This window comes from Paenibacillus tarimensis, from assembly GCF_021532315.1.
In the GTDB taxonomy this organism is placed as follows: domain Bacteria; phylum Bacillota; class Bacilli; order Paenibacillales; family Paenibacillaceae; genus Paenibacillus_I; species Paenibacillus_I tarimensis.
This window is the reverse complement of sequence record NZ_JAKGAO010000003.1, coordinates 213,498-229,592: the sequence shown is the minus strand read 5'-3', so window position 1 is coordinate 229,592 and position 16,095 is coordinate 213,498. Positions and strand designations below refer to the sequence as shown.

General features: G+C 53.1%; 15 protein-coding genes. 4 read left to right on the top strand and 11 right to left on the bottom strand.

The window, feature by feature from the left end; genetic code table 11:
• Positions 1-36: 36 nt before the first annotated feature.
• The 6 genes from ptsP to L1N82_RS01055 form a co-directional block, all read right to left on the bottom strand.
• The gene (gene ptsP / locus L1N82_RS01080) at positions 37-1,797 is read right to left on the bottom strand and encodes a phosphoenolpyruvate--protein phosphotransferase (protein ID WP_235285475.1); all 1,761 of its coding nucleotides are present in this window, start codon (positions 1,795-1,797) and stop codon (positions 37-39) included.
• Entirely contained in the window at positions 1,794-3,638 is a 1,845-nt protein-coding gene (locus L1N82_RS01075; protein WP_235285486.1) for a glucose PTS transporter subunit IIA, read from the bottom strand. The genes ptsP and L1N82_RS01075 overlap by 4 nt, the downstream gene beginning before the upstream one ends.
• Positions 3,639-3,820: 182 nt before the next feature.
• A complete protein-coding gene (locus tag L1N82_RS01070; protein WP_235285474.1) occupies positions 3,821-4,525 on the bottom strand; it encodes a hypothetical protein in 705 nt (234 codons plus the stop codon).
• A 104-nt stretch (positions 4,526-4,629) separates the two neighbouring features.
• Complete coding sequence (locus L1N82_RS01065; protein WP_235285473.1) at positions 4,630-5,064, bottom strand: CoA-binding protein; 435 nt, start codon at positions 5,062-5,064, stop codon at positions 4,630-4,632.
• Between the two features lie 33 nt (positions 5,065-5,097).
• Positions 5,098-6,393 carry a 3-phosphoshikimate 1-carboxyvinyltransferase gene (aroA, locus tag L1N82_RS01060; protein WP_235285472.1) on the bottom strand — a complete coding sequence of 432 codons (1,296 nt, stop codon included), beginning with the start codon at positions 6,391-6,393 and terminating at the stop codon, positions 5,098-5,100.
• 58 nt (positions 6,394-6,451) lie between these two features.
• Positions 6,452-6,985, bottom strand: coding sequence for a shikimate kinase (locus L1N82_RS01055; RefSeq protein WP_235285471.1), 534 nt, complete (start codon positions 6,983-6,985; stop codon positions 6,452-6,454).
• A 240-nt stretch (positions 6,986-7,225) separates the two neighbouring features.
• Here L1N82_RS01055 and L1N82_RS01050 point away from each other — a divergent pair, with 240 nt between their 5' ends.
• Positions 7,226-7,423 carry a hypothetical protein gene (locus L1N82_RS01050; protein ID WP_328284407.1) on the top strand — a complete coding sequence of 66 codons (198 nt, stop codon included), beginning with the start codon at positions 7,226-7,228 and terminating at the stop codon, positions 7,421-7,423.
• Here L1N82_RS01050 and gndA read toward each other — a convergent pair.
• From gndA to L1N82_RS01025, 5 genes are all read right to left on the bottom strand, one after another.
• Complete coding sequence (gndA, locus tag L1N82_RS01045) at positions 7,420-8,844, bottom strand: NADP-dependent phosphogluconate dehydrogenase (RefSeq protein ID WP_235285469.1); 1,425 nt, start codon at positions 8,842-8,844, stop codon at positions 7,420-7,422. The two genes, L1N82_RS01050 and gndA, sit on opposite strands and share 4 nt — an antisense overlap.
• 337 nt (positions 8,845-9,181) lie before the next feature.
• A complete protein-coding gene (locus L1N82_RS01040) occupies positions 9,182-9,778 on the bottom strand; it encodes a hypothetical protein (RefSeq protein ID WP_235285468.1) in 597 nt (198 codons plus the stop codon).
• 232 nt (positions 9,779-10,010) lie between these two features.
• Positions 10,011-11,168 carry an ABC transporter permease gene (locus tag L1N82_RS01035; RefSeq protein WP_235285467.1) on the bottom strand — a complete coding sequence of 386 codons (1,158 nt, stop codon included), beginning with the start codon at positions 11,166-11,168 and terminating at the stop codon, positions 10,011-10,013.
• The gene (locus L1N82_RS01030) at positions 11,169-12,302 is read right to left on the bottom strand and encodes an ABC transporter permease (protein ID WP_235285466.1); all 1,134 of its coding nucleotides are present in this window, start codon (positions 12,300-12,302) and stop codon (positions 11,169-11,171) included.
• A 51-nt stretch (positions 12,303-12,353) separates the two neighbouring features.
• Positions 12,354-13,295, bottom strand: coding sequence for an ABC transporter ATP-binding protein (locus L1N82_RS01025; protein WP_235285465.1), 942 nt, complete (start codon positions 13,293-13,295; stop codon positions 12,354-12,356).
• Between the two features lie 211 nt (positions 13,296-13,506).
• Here L1N82_RS01025 and L1N82_RS01020 point away from each other — a divergent pair, with 211 nt between their 5' ends.
• From L1N82_RS01020 to L1N82_RS01010, 3 genes are all read left to right on the top strand, one after another.
• The gene (locus L1N82_RS01020; RefSeq protein WP_235285464.1) at positions 13,507-14,670 is read left to right on the top strand and encodes a sensor histidine kinase; all 1,164 of its coding nucleotides are present in this window, start codon (positions 13,507-13,509) and stop codon (positions 14,668-14,670) included.
• Entirely contained in the window at positions 14,667-15,347 is a 681-nt protein-coding gene (locus L1N82_RS01015) for a response regulator transcription factor (RefSeq protein ID WP_235285463.1), read from the top strand. Before L1N82_RS01020 ends, L1N82_RS01015 begins: the two co-directional genes overlap by 4 nt.
• An 89-nt stretch (positions 15,348-15,436) precedes the next feature.
• Positions 15,437-16,081, top strand: a complete 645-nt coding sequence (locus tag L1N82_RS01010) for a YktB family protein (RefSeq protein ID WP_235285462.1) — start codon at positions 15,437-15,439, stop codon at positions 16,079-16,081.
• Positions 16,082-16,095: the final 14 nt, after the last annotated feature.

Here is a 16,095-nt window from a genome sequence, read left to right as displayed (position 1 = left end):
TGAAGCCGATTCTTCATCTTTCTAATCATCAATGCTTCAGCAAGGCCTGCGGGCCGCTTCGGCAGGATGCTTATTGTCGGCACTCCGCTTAAATTCTTCGAGCAGATGAATGGTCTCTTCAGCCGTCCTGCACTTCCACAGCTGCTCCAGAAGCTCTTCGCTGTCGCTCCGGCACGTGCTGAGAAGCCTTTCCTTCACTGGCAAAATCGCGTGCGCAGACATACTGAGCTCATCGACATTCAAACCCAGCCACACCGGGAGGGCACGAAGATCCCCTGCCATCTCCCCGCACACCCCCACATGAATACCCTTGCGTTTGGCTGCTTCCACCGTCGCTTTCAGCATGCGCAGAACGGCCGGATGGAAAGGCTGGTACATATGCGAGATTTTCTCATTCATCCGGTCGACAGCGAGGGCAAACTGCACAAGATCATTGGTTCCAATACTAAAGAAATCCACTTCCTCCGCCAGAAAATCCGCAATGCTGACCGCTGCCGGCAGCTCGATCATAATTCCGTTCTCGATCGCCGGGTTGAATGGCTTTCCTTCCTGCTTCAGCTCATCTTTAACCTCTTCCAGTACGGCCTTGGCCGCCCTTACTTCCTCCACGGAAGAGATAAGCGGATACATGACCTTTACATTGCCGTAGGCACTGGCCCTCAGAATCGCCCGCAGCTGTGTCTTGAACAGATCTTTACGATCCAGACAGATACGGATCGCGCGGTAGCCGAGGAACGGGTTGTCTTCCTCCTCCAGTTCGAAATAATCCAGCTGCTTGTCTCCGCCTATATCCAGGGTACGGATAATAAGAGGCTTGCCATTCAGCTGCTCTGCTACCGTTTTATAAACATCGTACTGCTCCTCTTCCAGAGGGAACCTGTTGCGGTCCATATACAGAAATTCCGTTCGGAACAAACCTACGCCGTGTGCTCCAACCTGAAGGGCCACCTCCAGCTCCTTCAATGAGCTGATATTGGCGCCAAGCTCCAGCTCTTTGCCGTCAGGTGTCATGGCCTGGACACCGGCGAGGCTCTTCAGGCGGTTCTGATACTCGGCCTGCAGCTGCTGCTGCGTTGTATAACTGGCGATTTCTTCCTCGGAGGGATCCGTAATGACCCTCCCCGTATCACCATCCAATACGACTAGATCCCCTGTTTCGATTAATTCCTCCAGCTGCGGGTCAAGCCCCACCACGAGCGGTATGCCAAGTGCCCGTGCCATAATGGCCGAGTGGGATGTTGTGCTTCCTGCAATCGTGGCAATGCCAAGTACATGCTTCGGATTGAGGTGGGCAAGCTGGGATGGCGAAATCTCCCGTGCCACCAGAATGAAGGGCTGTGTATCGGACGGAAGTGTAATTTCCGGCGCGCCAAGCAAATGCTTCAGCAGCCGGTTGCCGACATCCTTGATGTCCAGCGCCCGCTCCTTCATATATTCATCATCCAGTAAATCAAACATTGTGACAAAGTGGTCGATTGCCTCCTTAACCGCAACCTCAGCCGCTTTGTACTGGCGTTTGATAATGCCCTGTATCTCATTCATAAAGACCGGATCGCTCAGTATGGCCAGATGTGCATCGAAGATATTACGCTCCTCCGTGCCCACCACTTCCGCAAGCTCATCCTTGATCTGTTCAATTTCGTCCTTGGATGTGCGTATTCCCTCATATAAACGGTCAAATTCCTTCGCCAGGTCCGATACATCGATTTTTTGATCCGGCAGTTCCCATTCCCAATTTGGAAGCACGAACGATTTACCGATGGCAATTCCTGAAGAAGCTCCTATCCCTTGCATCATTGTCTATCTCCTCCACCATTGCTCTCTTCCAATACGACCGACATAACGGATGCCTGGCCTTTCTTGACGCCTTTAAAAGGAGCAAAGCTCCAAGAACGAACCCGGTCAGGGTTCGTGATAATCATCGGCGTGGCAAGCGACTTGCACTGCTCTCTTACCGCCAGCAGATCGAAGCGAATCAACAGCTGGCCCGGAACAACCTCATCCCCTACTTCGACATAACTGCTGAAGCCCTCTCCCTGCAGGTGGGAAGTATCGATTCCGATGTGCAGCAGCACATCCAGTCCCTCCGGCGTCCGAATGCCGATCGCATGCTTGGTTGGGTACAAGTTGATCACCTGACCCTTAACCGGCGATACCACCTCGCCACGCTCCGGCATAAAGGCCACTCCCTCTCCGACGAGCTTGGCAGCAAAAATCTCATCCGGCACCTCGGTCAACGGCATCATCCTGCCCTGCACTGGGGAGCTGAACAGCACCCTAGCCAGGTCCCGCTTCAGCACCTTGACCATCTCTTCCCGGATCAGCTCCGAGAACGTGCCGAATACGACCTGAACATTGCCCCCTCCAAGCCGGATAACGCCGGCTGCGCCAAGACTGCGCAGCGCATTGATATCAAGCTGCTTATCGTTGACCAGCTTGAGCCGCAGGCGGGTGATGCAGGCTTCCATCTGGACAATGTTGTCCTTGCCGCCAATTGCCTGCAGAATAAGCGGGGCGCGGTAAGGAATGTCACCGGCCCACTCATCAAGCTGGGAGCCTTCCTCACGCCCGGGCGTCGGCAGTCGAAACCGGCGGATCGCCCACCGGAACAGCACATAATAGAGTATACCGGAAGCCAGTCCAACCGGGATGAGCAGCAGGCCTTTAGTGGACAAGTGAAGGTTAATGATATAATCAAACGCCCCTCCCGAGAAGGAAAAGCCGTGCCGGATGCCAAGCTCATACGTAACCCACATAACAACACCAGACAAGGCGGCATGCACGACATACAGGAATGGCGCCACAAACATAAAGGCGAATTCAACCGGTTCTGTCACCCCTGTCAAAAAGGATGACAAGGCTGCCGACAGAAAGGTCTTGCGGATTTTCGGCTTTAAATCCTCACGCGCCTCCTGGATAATAGCCAATGCGATTGCCGGAAGTGCAAACATCATAACGGGGTACATACCGCCCATGTATGCCCCTGCAGCAGGGTCACCGGCGAAGAAACGCGGCAGGTCACCATATACCATGGAGCCGTTCTCCGTCGTATAGCTGCCAACCTGAAACCAGAACGCATGACTCACGAGATGATGAAGCCCGAAAACAACGAGTATCCGGTATACAAAGCCGAATAAAAACACGCCAAAGCCGCCAGCCGATTCGACAGATTGGCCAAGCAGGAGCATTCCGTCCTGCACCGCCGGGGCTATTTGGACCATAATGATCGAGAAGGCCACCGACATAAAGCTGACAAATAGCGGCACAAACCTTGGCCCGCCAAAAAACTGTATGTATTCGGGCAGCTTGAACTCCTTGAAACGCTCATAGCTGTACCCCGCCATAATGCCAATCAGCACGCCGATCAGCACGGTTGGCTGGATCTCCAGACCACTATAAGAGCCAGTAACCGCCGTATAAATGAACATGCCTGATAAAGCGGCCATCCCGGCCGAACCGGCATTGCCGGTCAGCCCCATCGCCACACCGAGCGCAAACAGGAACGGCAGCACATAGAAGATCATGTCGCCAGATTGCGATAGATGCAGCGCCATGGATGCCATTCCCCATGATTCCCAGGGAAGCTGGCTCAAGCTCAGGAAAACCGCGGCAGCGGGAAGGGCAATCATCGGAAGCATGAGTGCTCTGCCAAACTGCTGCAAATTGCCGATCAACTACACCCTCTCCCCCCTACACCAGCATATGCCGGATTGTTTAACGTCTATTACGATGGTAAGCGTTCACACTTGGTTTGTCAAAAGAAATACGGCGGTACCGTGTGTGGCCCGCCGCATCATAAATGGTTCCGGTTTCTGCTTATTTAGAAACGGTTTTGGAAACCAGTGTTGGAAAAGCCTCCGGTAAAGCCGCCTGTTTGGCCAAACTGGGAACCGGTTGATTGTCCCGCTTGATAACCCGCGTGCTGGATAACCGGACCATCCTGCTCCCGTGCATTCGTAGCACGGTATACTGGGTTTTGAGGAGTTATCGCACCCTGGGACTGCTGGAAGCCGCCGCCGAATTGGGACGATTGGTAAGATTGGCCCGTGCCTTGGTTTTGGAACACTTGGTTTACAGGGCTGCGCGACTCTTGGCCGGCTTGGAAGCCAAACTGGGAGATCACAGGCTGCTGGCTGTTTGTAAAGCTCTGCTGTTGGAACGAAGGTTCCTGCTGACGGAACTGCTGCTGCTGATGTTGGCCAGCAGTCAGACCTGCGTGGTTCAGCACAGGGTTTGTTTGGCCGAAGCTTGGCTGGTTGCTGCCAAAGTTCGACTGGCCGGCAGTCAGGCCCGTATGTGCAATAACCGGGTTTTGGAAGCCAGGATTGAACTGTTGGCTTGCCTGTCCGCTGAAGCTTTGCTGCTGCTGATTTCCGCCCTGGAAACCAGCTTGGGATGTTACAGGGCTTGCGATTGCCGAATTTTTCAGCTGTCCTTGATACTGAGATTGAACAAATCCAGCCGGCTGGTATCTGTTCGATTGGCCAAACGATTGGTTACCTTGGAACGAGTTTTGCTGATACATGCGGGAAAGCCTCCTTGAAGAGAGGAATAGTCTCCAATATCCGGTTGTCCCGGCAACTTGAAGCCTCTCTTATTGTAGGAGTTCAACGCACATTTTATCCAAAGCTATGAACTGAATTTACCTTTCGGCAGCAAAATGGAGTCCTCCACCTTGATACAGCGGTCCATAACCACATCCATTCCTGCACGGGCTGCTGTATCCGCTACCTCATCGCTGTAGATGCCAAGCTGCAGCCAGATCGATTTTGCGCCGATTGCTGCCGCTTCCTCCGCTACAGGCGGACAGTGCTCGCTTCTTCGGAATACATTCACCATATCAACGGGAAACGGAATGTCCGACAATGACGGATAACACGTCTCTCCCAGAATGCGGTCTGCGTTCGGATTGACCGGCACGATCCGGTAACCCTTCGCCTGCATCGCTTTTGATACCATATGAGAGGTGCGTTCCGGATTATCCGACAAGCCTACCACAGCAATTGTATTCGTACGCTCCAGCAGCGCCTTAATCTCCTCGCGTGACGGCATCACATAGCTCATCAGACTCTCTCCTTTCCCTTTCAAGCTGCTGTACTAAGCTTCAATCCATTCCACATTGGCACCGAGCGCCCTGAGATGATCGAAGTAGATCGGATAAGATTTGGCAACATGATGCGCGTCATGAATCCGGATTGGCGCTTTGGCGCGCAGGCCGACTACCGTAAGCGCCATAATCACCCTGTGGTCATAGTGCGCATCGATCTCCACTCCGCCTTCAACCCCCTCCGGACGGCCATGAACGATAATCTCACTCTGCCGCTCTTCAACACGGGCGCCTGCCTTGCGCAGTTCAGCAAGATAGTCTGTAATCCGGTCACACTCCTTGTAACGCAGGTTTTCCACGTTATAGAAGCGGGAAGTACCCTCCGCAAAGACAGCCGCCGCCACCATAGCCAGCACAGCATCGGTAGCCGCGTCTCCGTCGAATTCCAGCGCTTTGAGCTTTCCGTTGCCCTTAACGTTCACAACGCCGTTATGATGTGTTAATGGCACCTCCATCATTCGCAGGACATCAACAATCGCGCGCTCCCCCTGCTTGCTATTCTCCTCCAGCCGGTGAATCGTCACATCCGACTCCGTAACCGCAGCTGCCGCAAGCACAGCCGCAGAGCCCGGATAGTCACCCTGCACAGTATAGGATTGAGCCTTGTAGGTCTGGCCGCCTGGAATCCGGTAGTGCATCAAATCATCACTAGCGTGGATGACAATTCCGGCCTGCTCCAGTACCTCAAGCGTCTGGCCGACCACTACCTTGGACTTCAGATCATGCAGCACTTCAATTTCACTGTCTTCGGCCAGCAGCGGGGTAAGGAACAAGAGCGAGCTCAGGAACTGCGAGCTCACGCTGCCGGATACCTTAATCTTGCCGCCCCTTGCTTGTCCCCCGCGAATCGTTATCGGGAGCTTGCCCTCCCTGTGCTCTACTTCTACACCCATCTGCTGCAGAGCGTCAATCAGGTCATCATGCGGCCGCTTGCCAAGAGAGTCCGGGTATACATTAATAAAGGTTACCTCCGGCGACAATGCCGCAATGGACATCAGAAAACGAAGCACCGCTCCTGCATTGCCGACATTCAGCTCCTTGACATCCTTTGGGGAGCCGCCAAACCCAGTAATGACGATCTTCTCTTCATCTTCCTCAACAATTGCGCCCAGGTCACGTATACAGCGGCGCATCGCATCACTGTCTTCGCTGTGGGCCGGATAGTAAATTGTGCTGGTTCCTTCAGCCAAAGCTGCGACAAGCAGATAGCGTGTCGTGTAGTTTTTAGAGGAAAGAGCCTGAATTTCGCCGCTCAGCCTGGAGGTTGGGGTTACAAGTACGTCCATTTCGATCGCATCTCCTTCGATATTAACAAAATATATGTATGCGTTACTTAAGCTTGCATTAACGGTTGAATGAGTCCCTCGAGGCGACCCAGGCTTCCTGAATACGATCCGCTACCCGCTCAGGCGTCAAATCAGTCGTATCAATGATCAGGTGAGCAAAATCATAAGCGCTTCTGCGCGACTCGAGCAGACTTCTCACACGGTGTTCAACATCACCCTCAAGAAGCGGCCTCCCCTTGTCGTGCCGCACGCGTGCTATGATGTGCTCTGCGTCTGCCTTCAGGGCAGCAACGAAACCGTTCTCCAGCATGATGGACCGGTTGGCCTCAGCCAGTACCGCTCCGCCTCCTGTTGCGATCACCGACGGGCTATCAGCTGTCATGGCAGAAGCCAGCACCTCCGATTCTACCTTCCGGAAATACGCTTCCCCTCTAGCCGCGAAAATATCGGCAATCGTGCGTCCTTCCCGGGCTGTGACTGCTGCGTCCAAATCGATTGCCGGAAGACCGAGACGCTCCTCCAAAACCTTGGCTACCGTTGATTTGCCGGTGCCCATAAAGCCGATCAGTACGATTTTGCTCGGTTTGTCCATCCTGTCACCACCGGTGTCCAAAGTATTTCGCTTTATCATACCACAGCGGCAAAGCAGCGGGCAATGATGTGTTTTTTATTAAACTGTGTATAAAATTCAGTATTTTGCCGTATGGATGGTATTATCTTGTAAACCCGGAGTGAGAGCCGCATGTCCCATCCCTTTGAACATCCCGCAGACAAAAGATTGCAACAAATTCTTAATCCCGATCATCCGCTGTGCAAAGAGGATGTCATATGGATGCTTGATTATATTAAAAAGAAAGTGGCTGACGGAGATCCGGTATTATCGGATCTTCCGCAGCCACAGTTGTTGAAAACATTCAGCTATTTTGCAGAAGCGGCTATGCTTCTCATCCATCGGAGACCAGGCTCCGAGCAGGAGATCAACCGCCTCCGCAGCCAGCTAACCGAGTCGGTTAGAGATATCCGGCATTAGCTGTTCGAGGAATCACCCATCCATTCAAAATGGAAGCTTCCTTCTTTGTCCAGACGCTTGAATGTATGAGCGCCGAAATAGTCGCGCTGAGCCTGCAGCAGATTCGCCGGCAGGCGTTCCGTACGGTAGCTGTCATAGTATGCAAGCGCGCTTGCAAAGCCAGGAACCGGAATACCGTATGCAACAGCTGTTGACACGACTTCACGCCATGCGTTCTGGTAGTTTTGCACAATGTTCTGGAAGTAGGAATCCAGCAGCAGGTTGCGCAGCTCAGGATCCTTGTCATAAGCGTCCTTGATGTTCTGCAGGAAGCGTGCACGAATGATGCAGCCGCCGCGGAAGATCATCGCGATATCGCCGTAGCGCAGATTCCAGCCGTACTCTTCGGAAGCGGCACGCATTTGCGCGAAGCCCTGAGCGTACGAGCAGATCTTGGAAGCAAACAGCGCTTTACGTACGGCTTCAATGAAGGCATTCTTATCGCCCTGGTAGGCAGTAGTTTCAGGTCCCTTCAGCAGCTTGCTTGCCGCTACGCGCTCTTCCTTCATCGCGGAGAGGAAACGGGAGAATACCGATTCGGTAATAATCGACAGCGGAACACCGAGATCCAGCGAGCTCTGGCTTGTCCACTTGCCTGTACCCTTCTGGCCGGCCGAGTCAAGAATTACATCTACCATCGGCTTGCCTGTCTCCGGATCGTACTTGGAGAAGATATCAGCCGTGATCTCAATGAGGTAGCTGTCCAGCTCACCTTTGTTCCACTCGCTGAAAATATTATGCAGCTCTTCAGTTGATACGCCCAGCACCGATTTCAGCAGGTGATACGCTTCACAGATCAGCTGCATGTCGCCGTACTCAATTCCGTTGTGAACCATCTTAACGTAGTGGCCGGCACCGTCTGGTCCGATATAGGTACAGCAAGCGTCATCGCCGACTTTAGCGGAGATTGCTGTAAGAATCGGTTCAACCAGCTTATAAGCTGATTCTTGTCCGCCCGGCATGATGGATGGGCCTTTCAGCGCGCCTTCCTCACCGCCGGATACGCCCGTTCCGATAAAGCGGAAGCCTTTTGCCTCCAGCTCCTTGCTTCTGCGCTGCGTGTCAGGGAAATATGCGTTGCCGCCGTCAATAATGATGTCGCCTTCGTCGAGAAGAGGAACAAGCGCGTCAATAGTGGCGTCCGTGCCTGCGCCTGCCTGTACCATGATCAGAATTTTGCGTGGCGTTTCAAGGGACTCCACGAACTCCTCGATCGTATATGTAGGGTGAAGATTCTTGCCGGCCGCTTCCTTCATCACGTCATCCGTCTTCTCCCGCGAACGGTTGAAGATTGATACTGTGAAACCTCTGCTTTCGATATTGAGCGCCAGGTTCCGGCCCATAACGGCCATACCGATGACACCGATTTGCTGTTTCGCCATGTCGTTTCTTCCATCCTTTTTTAGAATCATTATTTTTTACAATAACCTCATTTTACTCTTTTTGCGGGCAGATGAAAACCGTTATTCGCTTTTTTTATCAGAAATTTTCCGACTTATCAACGCGGAATAGAAAACAATTGAATTTTACCCCTTTCACGCCTTTCTGAATCACTCCTTCGATTATCCCCTTTTTTTACTCTGCCCTCCATGCTGCTTTCTAACCTCTTAACCACTTCTTATTCCGCTGCAAAATAATAATAAGCCGCCCGTGATCCCGCTGGCCCATAGCTGGGCCGCAGTCACCCTGACGGCTTTCAACTCCATTCATCATAGCTGCTCAAATCTCCAGCTGGAGCATTTCGCAGCGAAGGCGGGACAGCTTCTCCTTGATTTTCTCCGCATCCTCCAAGCGCCCCTGTTGCACAGCTTCATGCAGGGAGGCCAGCTCATAATCCAGTTCTATCAGCACGACAGGGATTCGCTCCTCCGCCCGCTTGGATTGAAATGCCTTGATCATTTCCTCCGTTGTTATCGTCGTCTTCTTCTGATAGATGATTCTGTGTTCCATACCGGACACCTCCACTAATCGAATGATTTCGCCAAACATAATGTTTTCTATTACAATCTGCCTGTCTTTCATCCGCTTCACAACCGCATGGCCGCGTGCGTCATTGATCAATTTCTCAAGCAGAGCGGACAGCTTCTCATCCTTTATAATGTAGTCGCCTATCATTTTGAAACGGTCATGGATCCGCTCGAACCGGAGCTTCACAAGCTTGCGTCCCGTACGGATGGATACGAAGAACTGGGTATCGTTTTCACTCCAGTACAGCGAATACCCCGACTGGATCAGATCCTTGACCAGATGATGAATTTGCCGTCTGTCAAATCGTATCTCCAAATTGCAATATTCAACCTCATAGCTCTTGTTCACGGCAATTCCTCCCCTAAAATGAACGATTTGACGAAATGTTCTGACAATTTGCTTTTACTTTTATCTTATACTTCACTTTATGATCTGGCAACTTGGTTTATTGACTATTTTTTAACCCGAAAGGCCATTGTCCTATCAGGAAAAGTGCAAAAAGAGGACTGACCCGTCCTCCGACGGTAGTCAATCCTCCTTCTGGCCGCATTAGCTGCTGACCGATTAATGCTCTTGGTTCTCAGTGGGCGGAAGCTTTCTGTGCAGGCTGGAGAATGGATGCCCCAACAGCCAGCATGAAAGCAGCAGCCAAAAGCAGTATGCCCAGATTTATGCCAATCCCGCCAAACTGGACGCCAGCTGACAGGTCTTCTACTGCTTTGATCGCCCAGCGCTGCGGAGTAAAGTAGGACAGCTTCTGCATGAACGGCGGCATGAAGCCGACCGGCCAAAAGCAGCCGCCAATCATACAGGTCGGTATCACAATGAGATTATTCATATGACCGAGCTGTGCTGTGCTGCGCACAAGCCCCGCTATTGCCGTCGTCAGGCTGACGGCTGTAATCAGGAAGCATTCCAGCACGACAAACAGCGTCAGAGGCGGCACGCCGAAATCATATTGCAGCACATAACGGGCGAGGAGAATAATCGCAGCAAGCTGCAGTGTTCCCAGCACCAGGCAGCCCAGGAAGTTACCCACAGCGATCTCGAGAGAACGGACAGGCGCGGCAAACATGCGCATCATAGTCCGGTTATTCCGGTCATCTACAATACCGCTGACGGCCTGGCTCGCCAGGATCATCATAAACAGCACCATCATGCCGATCACCAGCACAAAGCCATTATCTGCGGCAGTAACGACCACCCTTTCCTCCACATCAATTGAAGCAGCGTGGCGAAGCTGCTGGACGGCCTGAAAAGCCTGCACCGCCTCCTCTCCGCCTGCAGCAGTAGCCACTGCCGCCATTCCGGCTAGCCGTTCTGCTTCGGCTTCAAGATCAAGCACCAGAGCCGCATTCCACAGCTGCTCGCTCTTCCGGTATACCTGCACCTGAATGGATTGCCCTTCAAGCAGCCGGGCGGTATATTGAGCCGGAATATATAGAGCGGCGTCCGCTTCACCCGCACTGACCGCTTCTTGCAGCTGCCCGGCTGTTTTGTGCTCAGCGTGCTCAATCCGGTATAATGGCTGATCTGCGATGGCGGACAGGAGCGCTTCACCGGCGTACCCGTTATCTTCGTTTTGAACGAGAATAACAGCCTGTTCACTGGAAGCATGGCCAAACAAGGAAACAATGGCGGCTATGACGGCAACCGGAATCAGGACGAGTGTAATAAGTCCTTTGCGCGTGCCGGCCGTTCGTCTAACCACACCCCAGGCTATTGTAAGAACATTCACTTACACCACCGCCTTTCGGATTCTTGTCAGCATGAGCAGAATGAATCCAGCTGCGATCGCCGCAAGCACCAGCAAAGGCTGCTGCAGCTCGCTCCATACTCCGCCGGTCATGACCGTTTTCAGCAGCTCATTCGCCCAGTGGTTGATCGTAAAGCGGCCGGCCGTCTCAATTACAGGTCCCAATCCTGCCATCATCCCGCCACTAAGAAAAGTCATAATGACGGCAACCATGGAGAAGACAGACTCAACTGCCTTCCGGCTTCTCACGATCGACGCAATGATAACGGACAGACATATCGCTGATAAGGAAGTTAACAGTACGGTCAGCAGAATTACTCCATAGTTCCCTCCCCAATCGACTCCGTAGACGTAGCGGGTAAACAATACGATCACTGCAGATTGAATAACCGCGATAATGATATACGCAATAAATTTGCCAAGCAGGAAAGAACTCAGCGTCAGTGGCAGGGATAGTAAACGCGACAGCGTACCGTACTCCTTCTCCTCCATCATGCTGATGGCGGCAGCCATACCGGAGAAGAGAAGGAACATTACCAGATAGGCAGACGCATAATACTGTAGAGAGGATACCGGACCAAACTCTGCATTGCCGTTTGCCACGATAGTGCCGGTCTGTACATAACCCTCCTCAGGCACCTCCCTCTCAGGAATAGGAACGCCCATTGCTTCTGACAGATATCCGGTTTCAAACTGTCCGGTGAGCTTGCTCAGTACAGTTTCGGCAGCCATATTACGCTCCATCAGCTTGCCGGGGTAGGTCACAATCTTCCCGCTCCCTGCCATAAACTGCTCTGTAAAATCCGCGGGCACGGCTATGCCGTAATCACTGGCACCTGCCCGGATATCCTTCTCCACTTCATCTTGGGAAGAAACCATTTTCACCTGGATATGCTCGCCTGTTTCATCTGCTTCAAAAAACTCCCTCGACCGCTCGCCAAGCATTCCGTCATCACCGATGTAGACGGTAACATCAACCGGGCGGATTGTCGTGTCGAGTCCATAACCCAGCAGAAATATAAGCAGCAGCGGCAGTGCGAAGAGCATAAGCAGAACTGACCGCATCCTGGTCATACGCAGCAGTTCGTATAGGGTGGAATAAATTGCCGTTCTCATTCGTCACTCATCCTTCCTTCCATTCATCGCACATGAGAAGCACCAGCCCGCTTATCCGTCCCGCAGAGAGCGTCCGGTCAGCTGAAGGAACAGGCTCTCCAAATCCGGCTCCTCGCGGGTCAGCTTCAGAAGAGCCAGGCCATGCTTGCCGAGTATGAACAGAATGTCCTGCAGATAAGTGCCCGCTTCACTAAGTCCCAGCTCCAGAGTATGGCCTTCCAGCTCACGCAGCGAGCTTACGCGGGGGTGCCGCCTGATTTCTGCCACCGCTTCCTCAGAGCCCCGGTCAGTCTGAAGAATGAGCTTGCTCTCCTGTCCGGTCAGCCTGCCAAGCTCCTCCTTGTCGCCCAGCGCGATCAGCCTCCCGCCATCCATGATGCCTACCCTTGTGCTTATCGCCTCGACTTCCTCCATATAGTGACTGGTGTAGATGATGGTTGAACCCAGACGATTGAGCTCCCTTACCGATTCCAGGATGTGATTGCGCGACTGCGGATCAATGCCGACTGTCGGCTCATCCATAATGATCAGCTTGGGACGGTGCATGATCGCACACGCAATGTTAAGTCTCCGCTTCATACCGCCGGAGAAAGTCGAAGGCCTGCCATTGTCATGTTCCAGAAGTCCTGTAAAATCCAGCGCTTCCTCCACGCGTTCCCGCAGCTCCTTCCCCCGCAGCCCGTACAGCCTGCCGAAGAAGGTGACATTCTCTCGTGCTGTAAATTGCTCATAGATCGCCAGCTCCTGCGGTACCAGGCCAATTCTGCGTTTGATGTCGAGCGGCCGCTTTGCTACATTGTAGCCATCCACGGTAATTGTACCGGCATCTGACTTCAGCAGACCGGCCAGCATATGAATAGTTGTACTTTTACCGGCGCCATTAGGCCCGAGCAGTCCAAATACTTCACCTTCCCGGATTGAGAGCGTCAAATGGTTGACACTCATCTTCGTTCCATAGCTTTTGACCACTTCCTCAAAATGCACGAACGACATCGCAATGCCCCCTTCAAAAATCCATTCTGCTGTATGCCCCGTTTATCCAAGCAGCAATACAGTTATTGTATCGGCTTATGGGGCATGCGGCAGCTGTCCTTGGTCACCAATCCCCTCCTCTTCGTATGACTAAAGTCACATTGGCCCCGGAATGTGCGCCTGTATGGTATAATAGTCCAATATGAATGATTAAGACGGGCCGGAGGAAAGCATGTCAATTCTTGTATGGATACGTAATGCGTTAATCATACTGCCTGCCGTTATAACCGTCCTTATTACGGACCTGATGGACTACAGCTTCTATATATGCACCCTGCTCAGCCTGCTCCTGCTTGTACGCGTCATAGCCCTAATCCCTTCCGCCGCCGCCCTTCTGCTGCCCGTAGAGATTGTCGTTCACGGCATATTTGCGGTATCTTACGGTGGTGTTCTCTACCTTACCCTGCTCTCCAGTCTGATCGCTCTGTTTCAGCATACAAGAAGCGGTCCATATCTGCTCCTCCTCGGAGCTCTTGGCTGGGCTGCCTTGTTTACAGCAGTTCATGGCATGGAGCCTGCCATGCAGTGGTCCGCCCATATCAGCTGGCTGAGCGCTGCGGCCCTGCTGGCTGCCATGCGCAAGGTACAATCCGAAGGCAAAAGGCTGGAGAGCGAGCTGCTCTCGCTCAGCCGCAAACAGGAGAATCTTGAGCTCACCCGCAGACGGATCATTATAGATGCCCGCGCTGTCGAGCAGCATGCTCAGGCACAAGAACGGAACCGGATCGCTCACGAGCTCCATGATGATCTCGGTCACCGTCTAATCCGCCTTAAAATGATGATGGAAGCCGGACTTCAGCTTCTGACTGCTGATCCCGTGAAAGGGCGCAGCATGATGGAGCAGGTACGCGGCCAGCTGGAGGAAAGCATGGAGAACATGCGGCGCACCGTCCGCAGGCTCCGCCCCGTTGGCTCTGAGCAGGCCCGGCAGTATGCGCTGGACCGGCTGATTGCGAATGCTGCGAGAGATCTGCAGATTGAAGTCTTCTTCCGGCTTGAGGGACGCCCGTTCCCGCTGTACCCGAGTCTTGAATACACCCTATACTGCAACGCACAGGAAGCCATCACGAATGCCGTCCGCCACGGCGGGGCAAATGAGGTTACTGTCACTCTGCGGTACACAGCGGATGTGATTGTGATGGAAGTAGCCAACAACGGACGTGTGCCCGACAGCCACGCCATCCGGCGGGGTCTTGGACTTCGCGCCATGGAAGAACGTCTTGCCTTGTTCGGTGGCAGGCTGGAGATCTCGTGCGAGCCTCCATTCCGCATCTTGTCCGTCGTTCCTCATCGAGAACAAACCAATTACCGTGCAAGAGAGGAGCATACAGGATGATTAATGTGCTAATAGCGGATGATGATCCGTTCATCAGAGAGAGTCTGAAGGTAATCCTTGATTTAGACCCTGAGCTGCATGTTGCCGCAGTGTGCAGCAATGGCGAGGAGGCAGCCAGGACAGCTACCGGGCATGCGGGCATTGATGTGGTGCTAATGGATATCCGGATGCCTGTCTGTGACGGGGTGAAAGGGACGAAGATGCTGAAAGCGCTGGGTCGTCCGCCAGCTGTCCTGATCCTGACCACCTTTGACGATGATGATTATATTGCTGAGGCAATCCGCAACGGCGCGAACGGCTATCTGCTCAAAAATGTACCCCCTGCCCGCATTATCGCAGGCATTAAGACGGTACATCAGGGCGAAATGCTCGTTCATCCCGATATCGCCCGCAAGCTGGCCGGGATGATCGGCGTACGGACAGATGCTTCCGGGGCGAATCAATCCGATACCGGCTGGGAGGAGCATGCCGCCAAGCGGCTCAGGGAACTGGGGCTCACACCTGCTGAGCAGACAATCGTCCGCCATATCGCAGAGGGACAGTCCAATAAGGAAATTGCCGCTGCCCTGTTTTTGAGCGAGGGCACCATTAAGAACTACATATCCGAAATCCTGGGCAAGCTGGAGCTGCGGGACCGTACTCAAATCGCCATATTTTATTTAAAGATGAAGCCGTAATCAGCTTGATTCAAGTATCCATTGACGATACGATATAGGATAACAGACCGAACCGGCCGTGTGAGCCGGTACGAATAAGGAGTGTCAGCATGAGCATCAATACGGAAGCAGTACCTTTTAGCGGTTTTACACAGGAAGACTTTGACGTATTTACAATTCCCGGGCTTGAGGCCCGTATGGAGGCGCTTATCGCCCGTGTCCGCCCCAAGCTCCATATGCTCGGCGACCGGCTCGCCCCATTCCTCAGCATGCAGTGCGGAGAAGAAATGTTTGCCCACGTTGCCAAGCATGCGCGCCGCACAATCAACCCGCCAAAGGACACTTGGGTCGCATTTGCAAATAACAAGCGGGGCTACAAGGCTCACCCGCATTTTCAGATTGGCATGTTTGATACCCATCTGTTCATTCAGTTTGCCATTATCTATGAAGCGGTCAACAAAGGAACATTCGCCGCTCATGCACTGGGTAAGCTTGATGAAATCCGCGCCCTTGTACCGGAACAGTATGTATGGTCAGGCGACCATACCATCCCGGATGCCGCCCCGCACAGCAGCATGCAGGAGGAAGAGCTGACAAGCCTTATCAAACGCCTGCAAACGGTCAAAGCCTCAGAAATTCTGTGCGGCATTCACATCAAGCGCGATGATCCCCTGGCCGCAGACGGCGAGGCTCTGATTGCCAAAGCGGAAGAAACCTTCGAAACGCTGATGCCCCTGTACCGTATGGCATTCTAAGCTGACCGCGATAA

Excerpts from the sequence above, each read along its gene's own strand:
- ptsP (WP_235285475.1), bottom strand. The coding sequence starts at position 1,797 with ATGATGCAAGGGATAGGAGCTTCTTCAGGAATTGCCATCGGTAAATCG.
- L1N82_RS01075 (WP_235285486.1), bottom strand. The coding sequence starts at position 3,638 with ATGCTTCCGATGATTGCCCTTCCCGCTGCCGCGGTTTTCCTGAGCTTG.
- L1N82_RS01070 (WP_235285474.1), bottom strand. The coding sequence starts at position 4,525 with ATGTATCAGCAAAACTCGTTCCAAGGTAACCAATCGTTTGGCCAATCG.
- L1N82_RS01065 (WP_235285473.1), bottom strand. The coding sequence starts at position 5,064 with ATGAGCTATGTGATGCCGTCACGCGAGGAGATTAAGGCGCTGCTGGAG.
- aroA (WP_235285472.1), bottom strand. The coding sequence starts at position 6,393 with ATGGACGTACTTGTAACCCCAACCTCCAGGCTGAGCGGCGAAATTCAG.
- L1N82_RS01055 (WP_235285471.1), bottom strand. The coding sequence starts at position 6,985 with ATGGACAAACCGAGCAAAATCGTACTGATCGGCTTTATGGGCACCGGC.
- L1N82_RS01050 (WP_328284407.1), top strand. The coding sequence starts at position 7,226 with ATGCTTGATTATATTAAAAAGAAAGTGGCTGACGGAGATCCGGTATTA.
- gndA (WP_235285469.1), bottom strand. The coding sequence starts at position 8,844 with ATGGCGAAACAGCAAATCGGTGTCATCGGTATGGCCGTTATGGGCCGG.
- L1N82_RS01030 (WP_235285466.1), bottom strand. The coding sequence starts at position 12,302 with ATGAGAACGGCAATTTATTCCACCCTATACGAACTGCTGCGTATGACC.
- L1N82_RS01025 (WP_235285465.1), bottom strand. The coding sequence starts at position 13,295 with ATGTCGTTCGTGCATTTTGAGGAAGTGGTCAAAAGCTATGGAACGAAG.
- L1N82_RS01020 (WP_235285464.1), top strand. The coding sequence starts at position 13,507 with ATGTCAATTCTTGTATGGATACGTAATGCGTTAATCATACTGCCTGCC.
- L1N82_RS01015 (WP_235285463.1), top strand. The coding sequence starts at position 14,667 with ATGATTAATGTGCTAATAGCGGATGATGATCCGTTCATCAGAGAGAGT.
- L1N82_RS01010 (WP_235285462.1), top strand. The coding sequence starts at position 15,437 with ATGAGCATCAATACGGAAGCAGTACCTTTTAGCGGTTTTACACAGGAA.